General features: G+C 52.6%; 19 protein-coding genes. 5 read left to right on the top strand and 14 right to left on the bottom strand.

Going from position 1 to position 22110, the window contains the following annotated elements; all coding sequences use genetic code 11:
• Positions 1-10 precede the first annotated feature (10 nt).
• The 9 genes from DI14_RS12805 to DI14_RS12765 form a co-directional block, all read right to left on the bottom strand.
• On the bottom strand, positions 11-1174 hold the full coding sequence (locus DI14_RS12805; RefSeq protein ID WP_034809175.1) for an iron-containing alcohol dehydrogenase: 1164 nt from the start codon (positions 1172-1174) through the stop codon (positions 11-13).
• A 68-nt stretch (positions 1175-1242) separates the two neighbouring features.
• Positions 1243-2241: a Gfo/Idh/MocA family protein gene (locus DI14_RS12800; RefSeq protein ID WP_034809173.1), complete on the bottom strand. Its 999-nt coding sequence runs from the start codon at positions 2239-2241 to the stop codon at positions 1243-1245.
• A 90-nt stretch (positions 2242-2331) separates the two neighbouring features.
• Positions 2332-2724, bottom strand: coding sequence for a S1 domain-containing post-transcriptional regulator GSP13 (gene yugI / locus DI14_RS12795; protein ID WP_024371302.1), 393 nt, complete (start codon positions 2722-2724; stop codon positions 2332-2334).
• Positions 2725-2918: 194 nt separating this feature from the next.
• On the bottom strand, positions 2919-4169 hold the full coding sequence (locus tag DI14_RS12790) for a lysine N(6)-hydroxylase/L-ornithine N(5)-oxygenase family protein (protein WP_034809171.1): 1251 nt from the start codon (positions 4167-4169) through the stop codon (positions 2919-2921).
• A 58-nt stretch (positions 4170-4227) separates the two neighbouring features.
• Complete coding sequence (locus DI14_RS12785) at positions 4228-5412, bottom strand: aminotransferase (protein WP_034809169.1); 1185 nt, start codon at positions 5410-5412, stop codon at positions 4228-4230.
• Positions 5409-5903 carry an Lrp/AsnC family transcriptional regulator gene (locus DI14_RS12780; protein ID WP_034809167.1) on the bottom strand — a complete coding sequence of 165 codons (495 nt, stop codon included), beginning with the start codon at positions 5901-5903 and terminating at the stop codon, positions 5409-5411. The genes DI14_RS12785 and DI14_RS12780 overlap by 4 nt, the downstream gene beginning before the upstream one ends.
• 4 nt (positions 5904-5907) lie before the next feature.
• A complete protein-coding gene (locus DI14_RS12775; protein WP_034809165.1) occupies positions 5908-6708 on the bottom strand; it encodes a glycosyltransferase family 2 protein in 801 nt (266 codons plus the stop codon).
• On the bottom strand, positions 6705-6953 hold the full coding sequence (locus DI14_RS12770; protein WP_034809163.1) for a NifU N-terminal domain-containing protein: 249 nt from the start codon (positions 6951-6953) through the stop codon (positions 6705-6707). Before DI14_RS12770 ends, DI14_RS12775 begins: the two co-directional genes overlap by 4 nt.
• Positions 6954-6965: 12 nt before the next feature.
• Positions 6966-7199: a DUF1871 family protein gene (locus DI14_RS12765; RefSeq protein ID WP_034809161.1), complete on the bottom strand. Its 234-nt coding sequence runs from the start codon at positions 7197-7199 to the stop codon at positions 6966-6968.
• Positions 7200-7706: 507 nt separating this feature from the next.
• On the opposite strand from DI14_RS12765, the gene DI14_RS12760 reads away from it, so the two are divergent.
• Genes DI14_RS12760 through DI14_RS12750 form a run of 3 tightly spaced genes read left to right on the top strand, consistent with a single transcriptional unit; the run spans position 7707 to position 11501 of the window.
• Positions 7707-9974: a ribonucleoside-diphosphate reductase subunit alpha gene (locus tag DI14_RS12760; RefSeq protein ID WP_255344272.1), complete on the top strand. Its 2268-nt coding sequence runs from the start codon at positions 7707-7709 to the stop codon at positions 9972-9974.
• A gap of 23 nt (positions 9975-9997) precedes the next feature.
• Entirely contained in the window at positions 9998-10504 is a 507-nt protein-coding gene (locus DI14_RS12755; RefSeq protein WP_034809159.1) for a flavodoxin domain-containing protein, read from the top strand.
• Entirely contained in the window at positions 10461-11501 is a 1041-nt protein-coding gene (locus tag DI14_RS12750) for a ribonucleotide-diphosphate reductase subunit beta (RefSeq protein ID WP_034809157.1), read from the top strand. Before DI14_RS12755 ends, DI14_RS12750 begins: the two co-directional genes overlap by 44 nt.
• Before the next feature lie 103 nt (positions 11502-11604).
• Here DI14_RS12750 and DI14_RS12745 read toward each other — a convergent pair whose 3' ends face one another.
• Together DI14_RS12745 and DI14_RS12740 are read right to left on the bottom strand one after the other, a co-directional pair.
• The gene (locus DI14_RS12745) at positions 11605-13518 is read right to left on the bottom strand and encodes an N-acetylmuramoyl-L-alanine amidase (protein WP_034809155.1); all 1914 of its coding nucleotides are present in this window, start codon (positions 13516-13518) and stop codon (positions 11605-11607) included.
• 127 nt (positions 13519-13645) lie between these two features.
• A complete protein-coding gene (locus DI14_RS12740; RefSeq protein ID WP_034809153.1) occupies positions 13646-14422 on the bottom strand; it encodes a MazG nucleotide pyrophosphohydrolase domain-containing protein in 777 nt (258 codons plus the stop codon).
• 84 nt (positions 14423-14506) lie between these two features.
• Here DI14_RS12740 and ytvI point away from each other — a divergent pair, with 84 nt between their 5' ends.
• Entirely contained in the window at positions 14507-15637 is a 1131-nt protein-coding gene (ytvI, locus tag DI14_RS12735; protein WP_034809151.1) for a sporulation integral membrane protein YtvI, read from the top strand.
• A 4-nt stretch (positions 15638-15641) separates the two neighbouring features.
• On the opposite strand, the gene DI14_RS12730 is transcribed toward ytvI, so the two are convergent.
• Both DI14_RS12730 and DI14_RS12725 read right to left on the bottom strand, forming a co-directional pair.
• The gene (locus DI14_RS12730; protein WP_034809149.1) at positions 15642-16301 is read right to left on the bottom strand and encodes a DUF429 domain-containing protein; all 660 of its coding nucleotides are present in this window, start codon (positions 16299-16301) and stop codon (positions 15642-15644) included.
• Between the two features lie 141 nt (positions 16302-16442).
• Positions 16443-17882 (bottom strand): leucyl aminopeptidase, encoded by a 1440-nt coding sequence (locus tag DI14_RS12725; RefSeq protein WP_034809147.1) that lies wholly within the window; start codon positions 17880-17882, stop codon positions 16443-16445.
• Between the two features lie 330 nt (positions 17883-18212).
• Here DI14_RS12725 and ptsP point away from each other — a divergent pair, with 330 nt between their 5' ends.
• A complete protein-coding gene (gene ptsP, locus DI14_RS12720; protein WP_034809146.1) occupies positions 18213-19931 on the top strand; it encodes a phosphoenolpyruvate--protein phosphotransferase in 1719 nt (572 codons plus the stop codon).
• Between the two features lie 83 nt (positions 19932-20014).
• Here the strand turns inward: ptsP and ptsG are convergent, their stop codons facing one another.
• A complete protein-coding gene (gene ptsG / locus DI14_RS12715; protein ID WP_034809145.1) occupies positions 20015-22042 on the bottom strand; it encodes a glucose-specific PTS transporter subunit IIBC in 2028 nt (675 codons plus the stop codon).
• Between the last annotated feature and the right edge of the window lie 68 nt (positions 22043-22110).

Raw genomic sequence — 22110 nt, 5'->3', positions numbered from 1 at the left:
TCAAATCGCCTTATTTGCTCAACTCAAGAATGTGTGCCACATCTTCCCGTTCTAGTGTACGGAAATTACCGAACGCCCCACGTTTCATCGCAGAATCAAGGATTGCGTCGAACGACGACGCATCGATGTCATAATCGCGAAGCGAGCTCGGAGCACCGAGCTTGTCAAAGAACGCCCGGATCGCCTCAATCGTCTGTTTCGCCGTCTCGAGGTCGTCTCCTGCCGGTTCGACGTCGAACACTTCCGTGCCGAGTCGTGCGAAGCGCGCTGCATTGTCCGCGTCAAGGACGTGCTCCATCCAACGTGGGAACAAGATGGCGAGTCCGCCTGCGTGCGGGATGTCATGGACGGCCGACACCGCGTGTTCGATATTGTGTGATGCCCAGTCCCCTGATGCGCCCATCTGCAAGACGCCGTTCAAGGCGATTGTCCCTGCGAACAAGATGATGGCCCGTAATTCGACATTTTCTAAGTCGTCGACAAGCTTTGGTGCCGACTCGACGACCGCCTTCAACACGCCTTCCGTCATGCGCTCTTGGACCGGGGCGTGATTCGGGTGGAAATATTGCTCGAAGCAGTGGCTCATCATGTCAACAATCCCGTAAATCGTCTGGTCTTTCGGGACCGACACCGTATAGCGCGGGTCGAGGATCGAGAACGTCGGATAGACGAGCGGGTGGCCCCAGCCATATTTCTCTTGCGTCTCCCAGTTCGTGATGACCGAGCCTGAGTTCATCTCTGAACCTGTCGCAGCGAGCGTGAGCACTGTACCGAACGGGACCGCCTCGGTCGGGATGTGGTCGCGAAGGACGATATCCCACGCATCGCCTTCGTACGGGATGGCCGCCGAGATGAGTTTCGTACAGTCGATGACCGACCCGCCACCGACGGCGAGCAACGCGTCGATGTTTTCTTCACGCGCCTGTTTGACGGCACGGCGTACCGTCTCGATGCGCGGGTTCGGCTCGACACCAGCGAAATCGACGAAGTCGATCGACGCATTGTTCAATTCCGCGACGACTTCCTCGTACGTCCCGTTCTTCTTGATGCTCCCGCCTCCATAGACGAGCATCACTTTCTTCGCGTCGAGCAATCGAAGCTCGTCAGCAAGTTTTTCAATCTGATGCGTCCCGAAGATAAGTTTCGTCGGGTTTTTGTATTCAAAGTTGTGCATAAGTCAGCCTCCTCAAGAAAATATGTAACACCTACACTATATACCCTGTTTTTCCTGAATGAAAAGCATCATGCCTGTTCGTAGATACGATCGATAATGGAATGTAAGATGACCGCTTGATCGGCCTGTTCGTAGGTCGGCTCGTGTCGGCACGCCTCGAGGAACGCTTGGATTTGCACCGCATACGGGTCGACATGCTCCAAATGCGCCGGGGTTTGGTCGAACAACGCACCGTGCGCCTCCGTATGGAGATGGAGCGGAAACAGTGTCGCACCTCCTTCCGTCCCGCGCAATTCGACACGCATCGTGTCACGCGGTCCGACGTTCGCCATGAAGCTGCCGTCGAACATGAGGGAAGCTCCGTTTTCGAATTTCACCATCGCCCGCGCCGTGTCTTCGACAGAAAATGTTTCGGCGTCCCACGTTCCCATCAATCCGACGCCCGGGCGCGTGCCAAGATATTGCCCGATGTGGCCCATCACGTCGATTGGCTTCGGGTACCCCATCAAATAAAGCGCCAAATCAAGCATGTGGACGCCATGGTCGAGGAGCGCCCCACCGCCTTGAAGCTCTTTATCCGTGAACACACCCCATCCCGGGATGCCGCGACGCCGAAGGGCGACGGCGGTCGCCGCATAAATCTGACCGAGTTCACCGGCTTCAATCATTCGCTTCAACAGTACCGTATCCGCTCGATGTCGATAATGGAAGCCATAATGTAGCGTCCGCTTCGCACGTTCGGCAGCCTCCCGCATCTCGCTCGCTTCACGTGCCGAAATGCCCGGCGGCTTTTCACAAAGTACGTGGCATCCCGCTGCGAGCGCCGCGAGGACTTGGTCTTTATGGAGCGCGTTCGGCGTGCAGACGCTGACCGCATCGAGCGATTCATTTTGAAGCATCTCTTCGACCGTCTCATAGACACGCTCGATTCCGAATTGTCGTGCCGCCGCCTCTCCTCGCGCGCGGGTGCGGTTCATGACGGCGACGACGTTTGCGCCGGCGGCGATGTATTGCGGGATGTGTGCCGTCGTGGCAATCCCACCTGTTCCGATTATTCCAATGTTCATCGCGTTCACTCCTTTTTTGTACTGTTCGGGACAAGCGACATGTTTTCCTGTACAAAAAAAGACGACCTATCGCTAGGTCGCCTCGATCACTTACTTCTTGAAGTTCGTGTTTTTGATCCAGTCTTCGAGCTTGTCCTTGAGAACTGTGAAGCCTGGTGCTTCTTCTTGCTTGAAGTTAGAAGCTTCGTTGCGGCGTTGGCCACCACGACGAGCCGGTTTAGCCGACTTTTCGCGTTTTGGAGCTTCTTGAGTCGCTTTCATCGAAAGCTTGATTTTCTTAGAAGCTTCATCAACTTCAAGAATTTTCACTTCAACCTCTTGACCGACTTGAACGTACTCGTTCACGTCTTTCACGTAGTCGTGTGAGATTTCAGAGATGTGGACAAGACCTTGTGTCTCGTCGTCGAGTGCGACGAACGCACCGAAAGGTTGGATTCCTGTTACTTTACCTTTTAAAACTTGATCTTTTTCGTATTTTGCCATTACAAACACTCCTATGCTAAATTCATCAACTTACTATAACATACTTTTTTCGATAAAGTGTAGAAATTAGTAAAAAAGATTATTCGGAAAGATTTCGACGTTTCAAAGTCTAAAGGCGGGGTAAATACAAATCAAGCAAGACTTCAAGTATTCCCCCCTGATTCCGCTAGGCTTTGGCCTAGCCCTTTTTTTGTTCAAAACGTTGTAAACGGCTTCTGGACACTCACTTCATACAGCGTTTCTCCCGCCATCTCATTCAAGATGATCGCGTTTCGATACACGGCCATGCCGAGGTTGGTCGCCGCAGGACCGTGTGAGTGTTCGATGTTCGTGTGCGTGAACAACTTCCCACCGAATCGACCTTCCATCTGAATCTCATACGTCTCATTGACTCGCCATTCCTTCTCGGCTTCCCAGACGATCGGCAATCGGTCAATCCAAGACGGAAGCAACGGTCGGTATCCTGTCGCGACGACGACGAGGTCGTACGTCCGTTCAATCGCTTCCCCAGTATACACGTGTTTACCCGTCAACCGATGCGTCAGCCAGTCGTACGTGATCGTTTCGACTTCAACTTGCGTGAGTAACGCCGCCTGTTGCTCGGTCGACTCTCCTTCTGCCGTCCGATGATACAACGTCTCATAAATTGCTGTCATCGTCTCTGGGTTCACCCCGTGACGGAACCGTTCGAACGACTTGAGCAACGCTTGACGTGACGTGTACGATAGAGCGTGGAAGTACCGAACGTAGTCCACACTAAAAATCTCATCACCTAACTTCCCCGCCTCGAGCGACTCGAAATGGTCCGACCGTGTAATCCAGTCGACCCGTTGCTCATTTGTCGCGTCGCCGAGCAAGTCGAGGAACACTTCCGCCGCACTTTGTCCGCTACCGACGACGGCGACACGATACTTGTCCTTTAACACATCTCGATATGTCATATATTCGCTCGTATGGATGACTTGTTCGAATCCGTCTGGAACGAGCGGCGTCGTGCCCGTACCGAGCACGACGTGTGTAGCGCGAAGCTGGATCGTCTCTCCGGCTGACTCCACGGTCACGACATACCCTTCCCCGTCGGCCGTCACATCCGACACCCGGTGCCCGAACTTGACGGTCGGCAAGCTTTCGGCCACCCACCTGAGGTAACGATTATATTCCGTCCGGGGAATCGTGTTCCGTTCTTGCGTGATGAACGTTTGCAGTCGCCCTGTCTCACTCAAATAATTTAAAAAACTTGCCTCGTTCGTCGGGTCGGCGACCGTGACGAGGTCTTGCAAATAATGCGTTTGCATCGTCATTCCGTCGATGAGCATCCCTTCATGCCACATCATCTCAGGTCGTTGTTCATAGCAAACGCCTCGTAACGTCGTCTTCTCCGCTAACGCCATCAACCCTAAATTGTACGGTCCACAACCGATGGCGACAAAATCTACTTGTTCCATATGTTTCACCTCGCCTATTCTTTCCCGCTCACTATACCGCTAAAACGTCAACAGACCCTCATTGCCGAGAGTCTGTCGTCACCGTCACTTCGAACTGGCTCATGAACCGATCGATGCGACGAATCGCTTCTTGCAGTTGTTCAATCGATGTCGCGTAACTCGCGCGGACGAACCCTTCTCCGCTCGCACCGAAGGCGTTGCCTGGGACGACCGCAACACGCTCTTCGAGCAAGAGCCGCTCGGCGAACTCCTCGCTCGATAGACCGGTATGGCGAATCGACGGGAACGCATAGAACGCGCCTCCCGGCACATGTGTCGGCAGGCCGGCGTCGTTCAGCGCTTGGATGAAATAGTTGCGGCGTTGGCGATAGCTCTTCACCATCTTCGGCACGTGTTGTTCTCGGCTCCGGAGCGCTTCAAGACCGCCGAACTGAACGAGCGTCGGTGCACACATCATGCCGTACTGATGGACTTTGAGCATCTCGCGCGTCACGACCTCCGGGGCACACGTGAAACCGAGGCGCCAACCGGTCATCGCGAACGCTTTCGAGAACCCGTTGACGACGATCGTGCGCTCACGCATATCATGTAACGTCGCGAAGCTCGTGAACGGTTCATCATACGACAGCTCGGCATAAATCTCGTCACTGACGACCCAGAGGTCGTGCTTCGTCGCGAGTTCGGCGATGTCCGCGAGCTCTTCCCCTGTCATCGTCGCCCCTGTCGGATTCGATGGGAAACAGAGGAGCATCGCTTTCGTCCGCTCGGTGATGGCGGCCTCGACGTCTTCCCGGATCAAGCGGAACCCGGATTCAGGACGACACGCCACCGGCACGACCGTCCCTCCCGACATCTCGATGAGCGGGCCGTAGGAGACGAACGCCGGCTCGACAACGATGACTTCGTCGCCCGGGTTTAAGAGGGCCCGAAATGCGATATCGAGCGCTTGTGAGGCGCCTGTCGTGACGATGAGCTCGGTCGCCGGGTCGTACGCGACGTCGAACCGTTGCTTCATATAATGCGAGATCTCTTGCCGCAACTCGAGAAGTCCGGCATTGGCACTATACGCTGTATAACCTTGTTCAAGCGCCGCATAGCTCGCTTCGCGCACGTTCCACGGCGTGATGAAGTCCGGCTCTCCCACCCCGAGAGAGACGACGTTCTCCATCGTCTGTGCCAAGTCAAAGAAACGGCGGATGCCCGACGGCTTCATCGAGACGACTTGATTCGAGAGTGACTTCATGGCGTGATGTTCAACCGCTTGTCTTCGACTTGTGGGGTGAACAAGATGCCGTCGTGCTTATACGTCTTCAGTTTGAAGTGGGTCGTCGTCGAAACGACCGAATCGAGCGGCGACAGTTTATCCGATACGAACGACGCCACGTCTTGGAGCGAATTGGCCCGGATGACGACTTGAAGGTCGTACGCCCCTGACATCAAGTAGAGCGCCGTCACTTCAGGGAAGCGGTAAATCCGTTCGGCGACTTCATCGAACCCACGTCCTCGTTTCGGCGTCACTTTGACGTCGATGAACGCCGTCACGTCATGCCGATTGATTTTTTGCCAGTTGACCATCGCGCGAAAGCCGAGCAAAATCCCGTCTTGCTTGAACTTCTCAAGCATCGCGTCGACAGTCGCTTCGTCGGTCGAAAGCATATCCGCGAGGACTTTCGTTTCCATGTATCCTTTTTCCTCGAGTAGCTCGAGCAGTTCTAATTCTTTTGTTGTATACATTCTGTCATTCTCCTTCCGTTCTACCGGGGAACGCTCCCGTGAACGTTCTCTCTGTCTGTCTCACATAATCACGCCGTTCGGCTTGGACGATATGAAAGTTTTTCATCTCCATGTTGACGAGACCGTGCTTCTCGCAAAAATCGTCAAAATACCGCCGCCGCGTCTCGTCTTGTTTCGCCGATAAGTTGTCGGTACCGTTGAAGGCATAGAGCACGGTCGCCCGTGCCGGATGCGCGATCGTCCCCTGTTCACTGACGCGTAATATGAAATCCCAGTCCCAATAATTATAGACATCCTCGTCAAACGGTCCAATCGCATCGTGCAGCCTTTTCCGGTAGAGCGTGCCCGACGGAATGTACGTCGAATCTTGCCGCAACCGGACCAAGTCGAGGTCGTAAGCGAACGCTTCCCAGTCCGTGACGACACGATGACCGTCTTGCCACTCGAAGCGAAACAGTTCGGCGTCCGTGAAGACGAGGTCGGCCGAACGAATGTCCTCGAGCGCTAGCTCGATATGGGTCGGCATCAGCAAATCATCATCGTCGAGCAGCAAGATATACTCCCCGGCCGCCTCACGTACGCCGCGATTGCGTGCCTTGACGTGATGGTTCTCACCGAGCTCGATGTAGCGAATCGTCAATCGATTCAAAAAAGGCGCCAAAAGATGTTGTTTTGGCGGCCCGTCATTATTGATCACAACGACTTCAAACTGCTGATACGTCTGGACAACGAGGCTGTCTAACAGTTCCGTCAATTCCGCTTCACGCGAATGGACCGGAATGACGATCGTGACGAGCGGACTCATCCGCGGTAAGCTGTCTCGACGTGCGGCAAAATCGTTTCCCAGCTGACGCCGTTCTCTTTTGACACGGTGACGAAGTCGCCGTAAGCGAAGACGCTCTCGACACCTTCGATTTGAACGAGTTTCGCGAGGAGCGGCTGGTCCGTCGCTTCTCCAGCTTTCACGCTCTGGCTTTTCGCCCCGAAGACGTTTTCCGGAAGTGTGATTTTCATTGCGTTTGGATTTGGTGTTGGATCGATTCGTAACATGTAAGTTCCCCCTTATAGTTGACAAGATTGTGAAGACGCGAGTAGTCGTCTCGCCATGTCCCGCAAATCAGAGTCGGACGGACAGTCATCGAACGCCTCCATTAAGATGTGCCGAATTCGTTCGGACAAGTCTTCTTCCGTCTCGATTTCAGTCAATGCCACGGCGATATCATCGAACTCTGGCCCATACGACCCGATCCCGTAACCGAGCGGGTCCCATGCTAATAATAAGTCTTCTGCTCTCATTTGTTAAACCCTTCTTTTATTCCGTTTTTCAAACCTTACTTCCTCAATCTACCGCACTTTCGCGCTCGACGCTACCTCATCCCGAAATTGCCCTACTTTTCAAAAATAGACATTACCATATATAGTGTTGAGCGCCGATCCTTATTCTTCTACATATCGTGTGAAAATGATCCATTCAATCGATTTAATTCCTACGTTTTTTAAAATTGACCGCTTACATAAAAGATGAATTTCGTGACGCCGCTTCTTCTCTAAACTTTTTTCTATCTCAAATCTCATCTCAAATCGGATGACAGCGCCATTTTTGAGTAAAAGTAATCAAAGCGAATACAGTTTGTTGAATGTCAAGATTTGAAAACTAAATATGGGTGATTTATGATTAAAAAGATAAAAAAACGTCAATATATAGTTAAAAGCTAAAAAGGCTTTTAACTATATATTGACGCAATACAGGGTATTTTGAGCTATACCTTTATAATATCTACATCTGAAGAAGGAGTGATCGTTTTGACATCCCCTATCCAACACGAGACGATGTTGGCCCAATCGCCAACACTTACAGACGTCTCCACATTGATTCAATCCATCAAACAACGCTACCCACAACTGAGTGTGGAACGATATGAAGAACGAGCGATTCGGGCGCTCGAGTCTAAAACGCTGACACAAGATATAGTATATGAACTCTTGACGATGCACGCCCTTGATATGTTGCAGGCCGAAGAACCGGATTGGACGTTCGTCGCGACAGAGATGTACTTGAACCGCCTCTACTTAGAAGCTGCACGGAATCGTGGCTACGATGCCTCGACGCGTTACGGTGCGCTCTATCCGATGATTGAGACGCTGACGAACAAGGGCATCTTCACATCCGCCCTCATCGACACGTACTCAAAAGAAGACATCGATTACTTAGAGACGTTAATCGACCCGTCGCGCGACCGCCTGTTCACGTATATCGGCTTACGCACATTGTCTGACCGTTACCTCGGACGCGATCACGTCAAAAACTTGTTCGAGCTTCCACAAGAACGGTTCATGGTCATCGCGATGACGCTCATGCAAAAAGAAGCGCCGGCACAGCGCGTGAAACTTGTCGAAGAGGCATATTGGGCCCTTTCGAACTTGTATATGACCGTGGCCACACCGACGCTCTCGAATGCCGGGAAATCATATGGTCAGCTCAGCTCATGCTTCATCGACACGGTCGACGACTCACTTCGTGGCATTTATGACTCGAACACAGACGTGGCCACCCTTTCGAAAGGCGGCGGTGGAATCGGTGTCTATCTCGGCAAGATTCGCTCACGCGGCAGCGACATTAAAGGGTTCAAAGGCGTCTCGAGCGGGGCACTCCCTTGGATGAAACAATTGAACAACACGGCCGTCTCGGTCGACCAACTCGGCATGCGCCAAGGTTCGATTGCGGTCTATTTAGACATTTGGCACAAAGATATCTTCGAGTTCCTCGATGCGAAATTGAATAACGGCGATGAGCGTCTCCGGACGCACGACTTGTTCACGGGCGTCTGTCTGCCAGACTTGTTCATGCGTACGGTCGAAGCCCGAGGTGACTGGCACTTGTTCGACCCGCACGAGATTCGTACGGTCATGGGCTTCAGCCTCGAAGATTTCTATGACGAGACAGAGAACGGTGGTTCGTTCACGGAAAAATATATGGCATGTGTGAACACGCCAGAACTCACCCGCGTGACCGTACCGGCGATCGACCTCGTCAAGCGTTACATGCGCTCGCAACTCGAAACAGGAACGCCGTACATGTTCTTCCGGGACGCGGTGAACCGCGCCAACCCGAACAAACATGCCGGCATGATTTACAGTTCGAACCTCTGTTCAGAAATCGCGCAAAACATGTCACCGACCGTCATCGACGAAGAGTATACGGAAGACGGGAAAATCGTCATCACGAAGACGCCAGGTGATTTTGTCGTCTGTAACTTGAGCTCGATCGCGCTCGCCCGTGCCGTCAAGTCAGACGTGCTCGAGCGACTCATCCCGATTCAAATGCGTATGCTCGACAACGTCATCGACTTGAACACGATCGAAGTGCCGCAAGCGATGATCACGAACCAAAAATATCGTGCCGTCGGTCTCGGAACGTTCGGCTGGCACCACTTGCTCGCCCTTGAAGGAATTCGGTGGGAATCGGTCGATGCAGTGCAATACGCAGAAAAACTGTATGAGAAAATCGCTTACCTCACGATTCAAGCTTCGATGGAACTTGCGAAAGAGAAAGGTGCGTTCGGTGTGTTTGAAGGTTCGGAATGGCATACCGGTGAGTACTTCAAACGTCGTAACTATCGTTCGCACGACGACCTTGACTGGGACGGACTCGCCGCAAAAGTCCATCAAAATGGCGTCCGGAACGCCTACATGATGGCCGTCGCGCCGAACTCGTCGACTGCCATCATCGCAGGCAGCACGGCATCGATCGATCCGGTCTATAAAAAAGTGTATTCAGAAGAGAAGAAAAACTACAAGATTCCGGTCACAGTACCCGATCTCAACCCGGAGACGAACTGGTTCTATAAATCAGCGTTCGAAGTCGACCAGTTGTGGAGCATCCGCCAAAACGCGGCGCGTCAGCGTCATATCGACCAAGCGATCAGCTTCAACTTATACGTCAAAAACGATGTCAAAGCGACAGAGCTCCTCACGATGCACCTTGAGGCGTGGTCGCTCGGTATGAAATCGATTTACTATACGCGCTCAACGACCGTCGAAGTCGATGAGTGCGAATCATGCGCTTCGTAATATAAAGAAAGGTGGGACCGACCATGAACGTCGCAATCGTCTACAGTTCAATGAGCGGAAATACGGAAGAAGTCGCGTCACTCGTTGAGACGGCCCATATCGAACGAGGCGACCATGTCGCCCTGTTCGAGTCGGACCGAATCGGGCATCGCGAGGCGGCTGCCCTCGCATCGTACGACCTCGTCTATTTCGGTTCGTACACGTGGGCCGACGGCGTGTTGCCAGATGAGATGAAAGACACGTTCCGTCTCGTCTTAAAAGAACTTAACGTGCCGATTCGCCAAGCGGCCGTCTTCGGTACCGGGGACAAAATGTTCGTCCACTTCTGCCGGGCCGTCGACGAGATGGCGTACCACCTGTCTAAATACGGGATTCCCCTCGCCGGTGAACTGCTTAAAATTGAACAGTCGCCGCGCAACCAACCATACAACGTCCGACACTGGGCCGAACGGTTGGCACGAAACGCCGAAGAAGGAGTATACGCCAATGACCATTCAAAAGATCAAACTACTGTCGCCCAAACATCCTAACCGGGCGACAGCGATTATCGGGGGCGAGACAAGTTCTATCGTCAACTGGAATGACATCGCCTATCCGCAATTTTATACGATTTATAAGCAACTGCTCTCAAACTTCTGGATTCCAGATGAAATTTCGATGTCAAAAGACATGCAACAATGGCCGCAGTTGAGCGAACGCGAGCAGGATGCGTTCAAACGCATCATCGGCTTATTGTCGATTCTCGATTCGGTGCAGACGCGCTACATCCTTGAGTCTTCGATGTTCTCGTCAGACTCGTCGGTGCACGCCGTGCTCGCCGTCATCGCGCAACAAGAAGTCGTCCACAACCAATCGTACAGCTACGTCCTCTCGAGCCTCGTTCCGCTCAGCGAACAAAATCGAATCTTCGATATCGCCAAAGACGACGAGATGGTCATGAAACGCAATCAATTCATCTTGGACTTGTACGAAGAGTTCCGCGAAGAACAGACGGCCGAAACGTTCGCGAAATCGCTCGTCGCCTCGATTATCCTTGAAGGAATCAACTTCTACTCAGGCTTCGCCTACTTCTACAACTTGGCCCGCCACCAGAAGATGGTCGGCACGTCGACGATGATCAGTTACATCCAGCGTGACGAGATGCAACATTCTTACTTCGTCAGCCAGTTGCTCCGCGCCGTCTTGACGGAAAACCCACAAATTGACGCAGACGGCAGCTTCAGCGAATTCGTCTACGACACGATGAAAGAAGCGGTCGACTTAGAGATTGAGTGGTGTGAGTACGTGCTCCGCGACCTCGATGGACTTGACGTGAGCGAGATGCGCGACTACGTGAAGTACCTCGCCAACAAACGGCTCCGGGTAATCGGATTGAACGACTTGTATGAGGGGTTCAACGAAGACGTCATGCCTTGGATTCGCGCCTATTCAGACGACTCGCTCAATGCGACGAAATCTGATTTCTTCGAACAAAAATCACGCTCTTACGCGAAAGTCACCGACGCCAACGGCTTCGACGACCTCTAACAAACAGGAGCTCCTTCGTGAGAAGGAGCTCCTGTTTTCGTATACAGAAAAACCCTCGACGATTTTCGTCGAGGGTTCGCTGTCCTGCGCGAGCAGAAACGGATCAATAATAAGTTCTTACGTATTGGGCAATGCCTTCCGCAATCCCTTGCGCCATCCGTTGGCGTGACGCTTCACTGCGAAGGTGGACGACATCCGTCGGTGACGTGATGAATCCGAGCTCAACGAGTGCTGATGGCATCAAGCTATGGTTAATAACAGCAAAGTTAGCCGTCTTCACACCACGGTTCCGCATGCCGGTTCCTGACATACTCGAAACAAGATTGTTTTGAATGTTCGTTGCCAATACACGGCTACGAGCACTTTGAGATGTCGAACCTGAGTAAAACGTTTCAATTCCATTCGCTGTCTTATCTGTTGATGCATTCGCATGAATGCTAACGAATAATTCACCGCGAAGATCTCGTGCGATTGTCGGACGTTGTTGTGGCGTGTAATAAATATCAGTCGAACGGGTTAAACGTACTTGGTAGTTATATTTTGAACTGAGGTACGATTCGATACGTTTTGACACATCGAGAACGACTGTCTTTTCGTAAAGCGATCCGTTCAACGCACCTGGGTCTTTCCCACCGTGCCCCGGATCAATCACGATAACTGGTCCTTTTGAGACAGATGGCTTCGTCGCCATCGTGAATCCTGCCGAGATGAACCCGTCACGGCCGTTGTATTTAATCTTATAGAATCCGCTCGTCAAACCGTAATGTTCAACTTCTGTTCCATGTGCTAACTTCCCGAGAACCGTCGAGTTTACTGTGGCAGCTGAACGTACGTTCAACGCGTCACCTGGCGTGTTCGTATACACTTTTCCTTGCGGTGCCGGAGCTGGTGCGGCCGGGGCTTTACCGGCAGTCAACCAAGACGTCGGCGTGAAGTATGTCTTCGTCCCGATATAGACGACCGACCAGCTCGAGTTGTGGGCACTATACGTCACAGCCGTATATTGCGGCAAGACGAGTTGTACCGGTGAGCTCTGATGCGTCTGACCGAACAAGTTGGCATTGCGGTTTGCATAACCTTGCACTTTTGCCGGTTCAGGCGTCGTCGTCGTCGGTGGTTGAACCGGTGCCGGACCAGGTGTGATCCATGCCGTCGGTGTGTAGTACGTGGCGTTCCCGTCATAGACGACCGACCAGCTCGAGTTGTATTTACTCGATACGACCGGTGAGTTGATTGGAAGCACCTTCATGACTTTTGAAGCTTGATTGCGCGTCTCGAACAACTTCATCTCACGGTTCGCATACCCGTTCTCTTTCGTCACCGAAGGTTGAAGTGTTCCGGCCGTGATGCCGCGGGTCGGTGTATAGAACGTGCTCGTCCCTTCGTAGATGACCGACCAGCTCGAGTTGTGGATGCTGAACGTGACGGTACGGTTAGCCGGAATCGTTTTGACGACCGGAGACGTCTGCAACGTTCGGTTGAACAACTCGATCGTCCGGTTCGTGTAGCCCGTCTGTTTTTGTGGCGTCGCGGTGACGACTTTCGGGGCGATATACGCTTTCGCCGCGTAATACGTCTTGCCATTTAAGAAGACCTTCACCCAAGACGTGTTATGGGCGGCATACTGGACTTCCGTCCCTTTTCTGAGCGTCGTCACGATTTGCGCATCGCGGTGGGACGTGACACGGATGTTCAAGTTCTCCGTCGTCACACCTGTCGATGATGCCGCTTGTGTCGTGATTGGAGCCGGCGCTAACGGTTTGATGTACTGCGCCGAGGCATAGTATGTACGATTGTTTAGATACACTTTATGCCATGATTGGTTATGAGTACCATATTTCACTTTCGTACCTTTCGGCAACGTCGTAATGAGCGTTCCCGTTGTGCTCGCTGTCGAGCGGACGTTCAAGTTGACAGTCGTCTCGCCATCTAAAGTCGAGGCCTCAACCGTTGGCTGTTGGGCGCCGAACAAGAGAAGCGAAAGAATGAGGGCAACCTTTAATAGCTTCATTTTCATTCAAAATATTCCTTTCCTCTCGCGCTACTTACTACTAACAACAACTTCATATTAGCATAATGCTTTTTAAAAAAAAGTAAGTATTTGAAAAAAAGATGAATATTTTTGATAAAAAGGGGAATAGTTTTTAGTTACTTTGTCGAATGATGATGTAATTCCCATTTCCATATTTTTCTTCCGTCACCTTTACATTCGAAAGCTCCTGTTTAATCGTCGACAAGTTCCACCCTGATATTGGCGGACAAAGGACGAACCCGTCGAGTCCCTCGACAGAAGCAATCTTTAAAAAGCGACGTAAATTATATTCTCGTTCAATATATCGGTCGAACGTTTCGTTTTCTTTAGCCTCAATTCCACCCCAATATCGCCCTTCGACTCGTCGCGGGTACGTACGGACAGAATTTTCCGTAATCGGATCCGGGGTGTGATCGAATCGACCAAAGTCCCGGGACGATTTTGCTTCGACGAGCGCCCCGATGGAAGCATTTACGTCGAGTCCGATTGTTCCCGCAATCGAGAAGACCGCCTGTTGTACGCCTTGAAGATGCATTTGGAGCGCCCCCGGTGTCGCCGTCGCTTTCAACTTCTTGTCGCCCTCGTAGGCGTTTAAGATGCGGGCGACTTCCCCAGATTCGCGAACGAGTGCGTAATACGTCACATGGACCGGAACGTCACAATCGTGACTCGTTGGCGCCTCGAGTGCGATCGCATACTGGTTGGCCAAACACGTCGAGATGACGAATACGTCTAAAAGCTCTTCGACGAGCGCCGTACGATCGTCTTCATAAAGAGCCGCACCGACTTCCCCCACCTCTTCTAATAATCGAGCCAGGCCCGACAGCGGTCGCCAATAGCCACCTAAATGAATGATCATCTGATCGACTTGTTGTTGAATTTCTCTCATTTCCTTCACCTATCCTTCTGCTCTATTAACCGGCCCCATGGTATACTATGCTCAATCGAATTGTACGGAAAGGGGTAACGCCTCATGTCATCCGCAAAACTTTGGCAACTTGTTCGGCTTATTCTCGTCATACTTGGTACCTTCGCCGTCATTTGGGTACTCGGCATCCTATTTCAGTACACCTATCCTTTCGTTCTTGCCTTCTTGTTGTCCTTGTTGACCGTGCCGCTCGTCAATTGGTTCGAACGAAAGGTGAATCTACCGCGCGCCCTCGGGACACTCGCTTCGCTATTCATCGTCATCGGAATTGTGACCGGGATGATCATGATCGTCATTTCGCAATTGATTCGCTACGCCACGATCGCTGCGGAAAAACTTCCTGGTCAAATCGAGACGTTCACGACCTTTGCTCAGCGTGTGTTCAACGAACGCATCGCCCCGCTCGTCAATGACGCATACGACAGCCTCGAACAGCTCAACCCGAGCCAGACGACTTCAATCGAAGGTGGAATCACGGAACTCGGCGTCCAGCTCGGCGCGGCAATCGGGGTCTTGTCTCGCGGCATCGCCGGCACGCTTCAAGGATTACTGAGCGCTTTACCGCTCGTCTTGTTGCTTTTCATCGTCATCGTGCTCGCCTGGTTTTTCATCACGAAAGATTGGCCGTCTTACATGCGCCAAATCGAACGGTTGAATGAACGCAAAGGGTTCAAAGAGTTCGAGGCCGTCATGTTCAACTTGCGCTCCGCCTTGTTCGGCTACGCCCGGGCCCAAGTGACGCTCATTTCCATCACGTTCGTCATCGTCCTCGTCGGCATGTTCATCCTTCGTGTCGACAACCCACTCTCGTTCGCGCTCCTCGCCGCCTTCTTCGACCTGTTGCCGTATCTCGGGGTCGGCACGCTCTTGATTCCGTGGGCGGCCTATGCCGCCATCACGGGTGACTGGTTCGTCGCCATCGGCGTGCTCGTTCTCTATTTGATCGTCATCGTGCAGCGCAACTTGGCCGAACCGAAAATCGTCGGTTCGCATATCGGATTGAATCCGCTCGCGGCGCTCGTCTCGATTTTCATCGGGTTGAAACTGTTCGGCGTCCTCGGCTTCATCTTGGGACCCGTGTTCGCCGTCTTGCTCAAGGCGTTATACAACGCCCAAGTGTTTCACTACATTTGGCGCTTCATCATCGGCCCCGCGCCCATACCAAAAGAGCGATGACGCATCATCGCTCTTTCTTTGTCGGGACCGCCACGTAAGGCGCGCCTTCAGTTTGGTCTGGCACCGTCGTAATACCTGTCGTACCGGCCTCGTAAGCAGCGACGGCGAGGATACAGGCGTCGATAATGTCGTCGACCTGCACGTTCGACATCTTCCACTTCCACGGGGAACTGTTCGAGTAACGGCGAAGCATTTCAATCCGCTCCGCTTCGCCTTCCGCCGTCTTCTTACTAAACTGCGCCTCTTGCCCGGTCATCACGGCAAAGCATACTTCCGGATGCGACTCGTACACGTCGTCACGGTCGAGCTTTTGGAACTCACGGATGCGCGGCGTGAGGTTCCACGCCTGCTTGCTGATTCCTTTTCCGACGAGCTCGCGGCTCATCGTGTTCGCCGCGTCGTACGTCGCTTCTCCTAACACCTCTTGAATCGGCGGGGTGAAGATGGACGACTTCCGCTTCGTCAACTCTGATCGCATATACGCATCGCACGCTCGATCCGGTTGTGCGACCGTACCTAACGTTTTCGGCATGTCGACGAAATGGACGGCCCCATCGATTAACAAATCTTCTAACTGCTCTGAGATGGTCAGACAAAGCGAGATGCTATCGTACGTGATGCGTACCCAGCTCCCGCGTGCCCCATCAATTCCTACTCCTACCACGGCGTACCTCCTGCATGAAAACCAATATCCCGAACACCGCACAAAACACGGTGATCCCTAACAACCATTGGGATGGCCAAGCCGTGTAACCGAATCCGGTCAGAGCGGCAAGGCCAACCAATCCCAATCCCAATCCTAGTTTCACCGATTCCACCCGTCGAGTAAAGTAGAAAGTGTGCGGACCATGACGCCCGTCGGTCCTTTTGGACCGAGTTCGTTCGCCGTAGCACGATCGCTCGTGCCGGCGATATCGAGGTGAAGCCACGGCGTGTCGCCGACGAACTCACCAACGAACGCGCCACCGAAAATCATATGCCCGTAACGGCCTGGCGAGTTGTTCAAGTCGGCCACTTCCGACTTCCGCACTTGGTTGATGAACACGTCAAAGTACGGCATCTGCCAGACGAGCTCGTTCGTTTCCCGGCTCGCCGTCTCGAGCGCACCATAGAGCGAATCATCATTCGTCAAACAGCCCGTCACTTCCGTACCAAGTGCGACGAGGACACCGCCCGTGAGCGTCGCCACGTCAATGATTGCTTGTGGCTCATACGTCTTCGCGAACGTCACCGCATCCGCGAGGACGAGGCGTCCTTCCGCGTCCGTGTTCAACACTTCAATCGTCTTCCCGTTCATCGCCGTGATGACATCATCCGGCTTGAACGCATCACCTGAAATCATGTTGTCTGTCGCCGGGATGACACCGAGCACGTTGACGGCAGGTTTCGTCGTCGCAAGCGTCTCGAACAAGCCGAGCACCGTCGCCGCACCGCCCATGTCGCCTTTCATGCCGACGATTCCGTCTTTTGGTTTAATCGAGTAACCGCCCGTATCAAACGTGACGCCTTTCCCGACGATCGCAATCGGCGCGTCTTCCCCTGCGCCGTTATATTCGAGAACGATCAGCTTCGGCGGCAACGTCGACCCTTGGTTGACGGCGAGGAGCGCCCCCATCCCGAGCCCCTCCATCTCTTCCTTGTCGAGGATACGATGCTTGAATCCGTTCCGCTCCGCCAATTCGACCGCATAGTCAGCGAGTGCTTCGGCCGTCAAAATGTTCGCCGGCATCATCGTCAACGAACGGGCGATGTTCACACCACGGCCTCTTGCCGCGCCTCTTTGGACCGCGGCCTCGTCGACGTCACCACAAAGGGTGATCGTCACGTCAGCCACGGCCGATTTCGGGTTCGATTTGTATGTAGGATGCTCATACGTGGCCAACTCATACGCCTCAGCGAAAAGCTCACCGGAAGCACCGAACATCTCGAGGGCGATGGCGACGTCCGCGAATCCTCGTGTCTTCACTTCTTTGGCGACTTTGCCGAACCATTTGCGCATCTGTTCCGTCGTGATGTCGTTTCGTTGTCCGAGGCCGACGAAGACGACGCGCTTCACTGAACCTACGAACGTCGGGACGATTGAGACTTCCCCTGTCTTCGTCGAGATGTCAGCGGTTTGGATGAGCGACTTGACGCGCCCGTTATAAAGTGTGTCGAGTCCTTCCTCAATCGTATCGGCCGCCCCGATTCCGACCACGATTGTCTCGTACGACCCGTTCCAATCTAGCTCTTTCACTTGATACATATGTGCCACTTCCCTTCTTTATATATAGTTAGCATAACGAACTTCTCTGAAATAATGAAACGGTATGCGCAAGAGTCAAGAAATCTTCGAATTCAAGCGCTATCTCCTCGTTGTGACGACGATTTATTTTATGATAGGATAGGTAAGTACGCAATCCGGCATCCCTCACAGTTGAGGTGAGGCCATTTTGTTCGGTCGAGGCTTCCCCTAGTCGCAGACCGTTGCTACTCTAATCTTCCACGTTTTCGTTAATTCCTTTTTCATTTCGGGTAAGAACTAACGAGGTAACGTCGGAAACACACTATTTCTTTGAAGAGAGGGACTACGCTTATGTCACACATTAAAGGTATTGGCGCATCTGCAGGAATCGCAGTTGCAAAAGCATTCGTCATGGAAACACCTTCATTCGACATCCCAACGAACAAAATCGAGGATGTAGCAGCTGAAAAGGCTCGCTTCGATGCGGCAATCGCGCAATCGAAAGTCGAACTTGAAGAAATTCGCGAAATCACACTCCGTGAGCTCGGCGAAGACAAGGCTGAGATCTTCTCGGCACACTTGCTCATCGTTGAAGATCCAGAGATTGTTTCTCAAGTGAACGAGAAAATTGAAAGCGAACACATGAACGCTGCGAAAGCACTCGACGAAGTCGCGCAGACGATGATCATGATCTTTGAATCAATGGACAACGAGTACATGCGTGAGCGGGCAGCAGACGTACGTGACGTCACAAAACGCGTCATGGCCCACATCCTCGGCGTGACATTCATGACACCGGCTTCAATCTCTGAAGAAGTCATCATCATCGCAGAAGACTTGACGCCATCTGACACAGCACAACTTAACCGTAAGTACGTCAAAGGGTTCGCAACGAACATTGGCGGACGTACATCTCACTCGGCAATCATGTCACGCTCACTCGAAATCCCGGCTGTCGTCGGAACGAAAGTGGCACTTGAAGAAATCAAAAATGGCGATGTCGTCGTCATCGATGGAACAGAAGGCGACGTGTTCGTCAATCCTTCAAAAGAGCTCCTCAACGAATACGTTGCAAAACGTGAGTCGTTCGAAGCATACAAAGAAGAATTGAAGCAACTCGTCAACGAAGAGTCGGTCACGGCGGACGGCCATAAAGTGAAACTTGCGGCCAACATTGGGACACCGAACGACCTTGAAGGCGTACTCAAAAACGGAGCAGACGCGATCGGCCTCTACCGTACCGAGTTCCTTTATATGGACTCTGAGACGTTCCCGACAGAAGAAGAACAGTACAACGCCTACAAATCAGTGCTCGAAGGTATGGAAGGCAAACAAGTTGTCATCCGTACACTCGATATCGGCGGCGACAAAGAATTGTCTTACCTCGACTTGCCGAAAGAAATGAACCCGTTCCTCGGCTATCGCGCGATTCGCCTTTGCCTCGAAGAGACGGACTTGTTCCGCACTCAGCTCCGCGCCCTTCTCCGGGCGTCGGCTCACGGCGACCTCGCCATCATGTTCCCGATGATCGCGACACTCGAAGAGTTCCGTGCCGCGAAAGCACTCCTTCTCGAAGAGGAAGCGAAGTTGAAAGAGGAAGGCATCGCTGTCGGCAACTACGAGACAGGAATGATGGTTGAGATTCCATCAACTGCCGTCATGGCGAAGCAGTTTGCGAAAGAAGTCGACTTCTTCTCAGTCGGCACGAACGACTTGATTCAATACACGATGGCAGCGGACCGCATGAACGAGAAAGTTTCGTACTTGTACCAACCGTTCAACCCGGCCATCTTGAACCTTCTCCACAACGTCATCACAGAAGCGCATAAAGCTGGAAAATGGGTCGGCATGTGTGGCGAGATGGCTGGAGAAGAACTCGCGATTCCGATCCTTCTCGGACTTGGTCTTGACGAATTCTCGATGTCGGCTTCAAGCGTCCTTCGCGCACGTAGCCTCGTGAAACGTTTGACGAAGTCAGAAACAGAAGCAATCGTCAACGAAGTGCTCAACATGGACACGGCAGAAGAAGTCGTGGACTTCCTCAGTCAAAGGTTTGACATTAAAAAGTAATCGACTATAAAAAATCAGCTTCGTCTCCCATCGAGACGAAGCTGATTTTTGTTTTGCCTGCGTACAAAAGAAAGCGAGACACGTTACTCGATGCGATCCACGATTTGGAAATCTAGTTCTTCTCCAGCGACAATCGACTCACCGTACGAGACGATGACCTGTTTCCCGTCACCGTTCGTCAGAATGATCGGTGTGATGAGGGATGGGACTTTGTCTCGAATCAAATCAAGATTGACTTCTAATAAGACGTCGCCTGCTTTGACGCGATCGCCTTCTTTCACTTTGGCGTCGAAGCCCTCACCCTTCAGGTTGACGGTATCTAGACCGACGTGAATCAAAATCTCGCGTCCATCGTCTGAAAGTAGTCCGATGGCATGTTTCGTCGGGAAGAAGGTAGTGATGGTGCCGGTGAATGGTGCAACGACTTTTCCATCACTCGGTTCAATCGCAAATCCATCGCCCATCATCCGCCCAGAGAAGACTTGATCCGGGACATCATCAAGCGACAAAATCGTTCCCGACATCGGCGCTAAGAATCCTTCTTCTTTTGGGTTCGATGTGCCTGACGTGACGACCGGTTTTTCTTTCCCGCGATATTCCCCACCTTCAATGATGGAAGCGATTTGAGACTTGAGCGTATCGGACTTCGGTCCGAAGATGGCTTGAATGTTATCTCCGACTTCGAGAACACCCGCCGCCCCAAGGTCTTTCAACAACCCTTTATCGACTTGTTTGACGTCATTGACGGTGACACGGAGACGTGTGATACAAGCGTCAAGGTGTTTAATGTTTTCTGGACCGCCGAGACCGACAAGTACTTCATGCGGTAAATCGTCTCCGACGGAAGTACGCCCTTCTTTCCCTTCGACCGCGGCTTCACGACCCGGAATCTTCAAGTCGAATTTTTGAATCGCGAAACGGAATCCGAAGTAATAAATGACGGCGAATACGAGACCGACCGGGATGACGAGCCACCATGCGGTCCGGTTCGGCAACACCCCGAACAATAGATAGTCAATCAATCCGCCCGAGAAGGTCATCCCGATTTTGACGTTTAGTAAGTGCATCGTCATGAAGGATAGACCGGCGAAGACGGCGTGAATCGCAAACAAGAGCGGTGCGACGAAGACGAACGAGAACTCGACCGGCTCAGTGATCCCTGTAAGGAACGACGTGAGCGCCGCCGAGAAGTAGAGCCCTTCGACGTTTTTCCGACGTTCTTTCGGTACGGTATGATACATCGCGAGACAGGCAGCTGGCAACCCGAACATCATGAACGGGAATTTCCCGGTCATATACGTCCCGGCTGTGAACTCGACCCCGTCACGAAGCTGCGCGAAGAAGATGCGCTGGTCCCCTTGGACGAGGTCACCAGCTTGGTTCGTATATTCACCGAACTGGAACCAAAACGGAGAGTACCAGATGTGGTGAAGCCCGAACGGAATCAACGAACGCTCGACCAGACCGAAAACGAAAGCCGAGACGGCCACGTTCGCTTCGATGATCGTACGCGAGAACGTGTTAATCGCGACCCCGATTGGCGGCCAGACATAGGCGAGTGCGATCCCGATAATCAAACTGAATGCGGCTGTCGCAATCGGGACGAACCGTTTGCCGGCAAAGAACCCTAAAAACTCTGGCAACTTGATGTTAAAGTATTTGTTGTAGGCAAATGCGGCGACGAGACCGGCGATAATCCCCCCGAACACCCCCATCTGGAGCGTCGGAATCCCGAGCACGGTCGCATACTGTGGGTCCCCTTGGACGATTTCTGCAGTGATCCCGTTCCACGTGCTAATAACTTTGTTCATAATCAAATACCCGACGATAGCTGCTAACCCGGCAACCCCGTCCCCGTTGGCTAGCCCGATGGCGACACCGACGGCGAATAGCAAGCCGAGATTGGCAAACACGATATCCCCGGCATCGGTCATGACCTGCCAGACGAGGACGAGTGAATCGTTTGCCAAGAAAGGTAAGAGCGCGACAAGATCAGGGTTTTGGAATGCGGTACCGAACGCGAGTAAAAGACCGGCTGCTGGTAAGATCGCAACCGGAAGCATGAGTGCCTTCCCGATCCGTTGCAAGACACCAAACACTTTCTTCCACATCTTGGTTCCCTCCTTTTGTCAGAATACTTACTTTTCCCCATCTGACATATGCCTGAAACCGTTTCCGG

The organism is Exiguobacterium sp. AB2 (genome assembly GCF_000696055.1).
Taxonomy (GTDB): Bacteria; Bacillota; Bacilli; order Exiguobacteriales; family Exiguobacteriaceae; genus Exiguobacterium; species Exiguobacterium alkaliphilum.
The sequence above is the reverse complement of the archived record's forward strand: the minus strand, read 5'-3'. Positions and strand labels throughout refer to the sequence as shown.

What these genes read in the sequence shown, in the direction of transcription:
- DI14_RS12805 (WP_034809175.1), bottom strand. Translation starts at nt 1,174, where the DNA reads ATGCACAACTTTGAATACAAAAACCCGACGAAACTTATCTTCGGGACG.
- DI14_RS12800 (WP_034809173.1), bottom strand. Translation starts at nt 2,241, where the DNA reads ATGAACATTGGAATAATCGGAACAGGTGGGATTGCCACGACGGCACAC.
- yugI (WP_024371302.1), bottom strand. Translation starts at nt 2,724, where the DNA reads ATGGCAAAATACGAAAAAGATCAAGTTTTAAAAGGTAAAGTAACAGGA.
- DI14_RS12790 (WP_034809171.1), bottom strand. Translation starts at nt 4,169, where the DNA reads ATGGAACAAGTAGATTTTGTCGCCATCGGTTGTGGACCGTACAATTTA.
- DI14_RS12785 (WP_034809169.1), bottom strand. Translation starts at nt 5,412, where the DNA reads ATGAAGTCACTCTCGAATCAAGTCGTCTCGATGAAGCCGTCGGGCATC.
- DI14_RS12780 (WP_034809167.1), bottom strand. Translation starts at nt 5,903, where the DNA reads ATGTATACAACAAAAGAATTAGAACTGCTCGAGCTACTCGAGGAAAAA.
- DI14_RS12775 (WP_034809165.1), bottom strand. Translation starts at nt 6,708, where the DNA reads ATGAGTCCGCTCGTCACGATCGTCATTCCGGTCCATTCGCGTGAAGCG.
- DI14_RS12770 (WP_034809163.1), bottom strand. Translation starts at nt 6,953, where the DNA reads ATGTTACGAATCGATCCAACACCAAATCCAAACGCAATGAAAATCACA.
- DI14_RS12765 (WP_034809161.1), bottom strand. Translation starts at nt 7,199, where the DNA reads ATGAGAGCAGAAGACTTATTATTAGCATGGGACCCGCTCGGTTACGGG.
- DI14_RS12755 (WP_034809159.1), top strand. Translation starts at nt 9,998, where the DNA reads ATGAACGTCGCAATCGTCTACAGTTCAATGAGCGGAAATACGGAAGAA.
- DI14_RS12750 (WP_034809157.1), top strand. Translation starts at nt 10,461, where the DNA reads ATGACCATTCAAAAGATCAAACTACTGTCGCCCAAACATCCTAACCGG.
- DI14_RS12745 (WP_034809155.1), bottom strand. Translation starts at nt 13,518, where the DNA reads ATGAAAATGAAGCTATTAAAGGTTGCCCTCATTCTTTCGCTTCTCTTG.
- DI14_RS12740 (WP_034809153.1), bottom strand. Translation starts at nt 14,422, where the DNA reads ATGAGAGAAATTCAACAACAAGTCGATCAGATGATCATTCATTTAGGT.
- ytvI (WP_034809151.1), top strand. Translation starts at nt 14,507, where the DNA reads ATGTCATCCGCAAAACTTTGGCAACTTGTTCGGCTTATTCTCGTCATA.
- DI14_RS12725 (WP_034809147.1), bottom strand. Translation starts at nt 17,882, where the DNA reads ATGTATCAAGTGAAAGAGCTAGATTGGAACGGGTCGTACGAGACAATC.
- ptsP (WP_034809146.1), top strand. Translation starts at nt 18,213, where the DNA reads ATGTCACACATTAAAGGTATTGGCGCATCTGCAGGAATCGCAGTTGCA.
- ptsG (WP_034809145.1), bottom strand. Translation starts at nt 22,042, where the DNA reads ATGTGGAAGAAAGTGTTTGGTGTCTTGCAACGGATCGGGAAGGCACTC.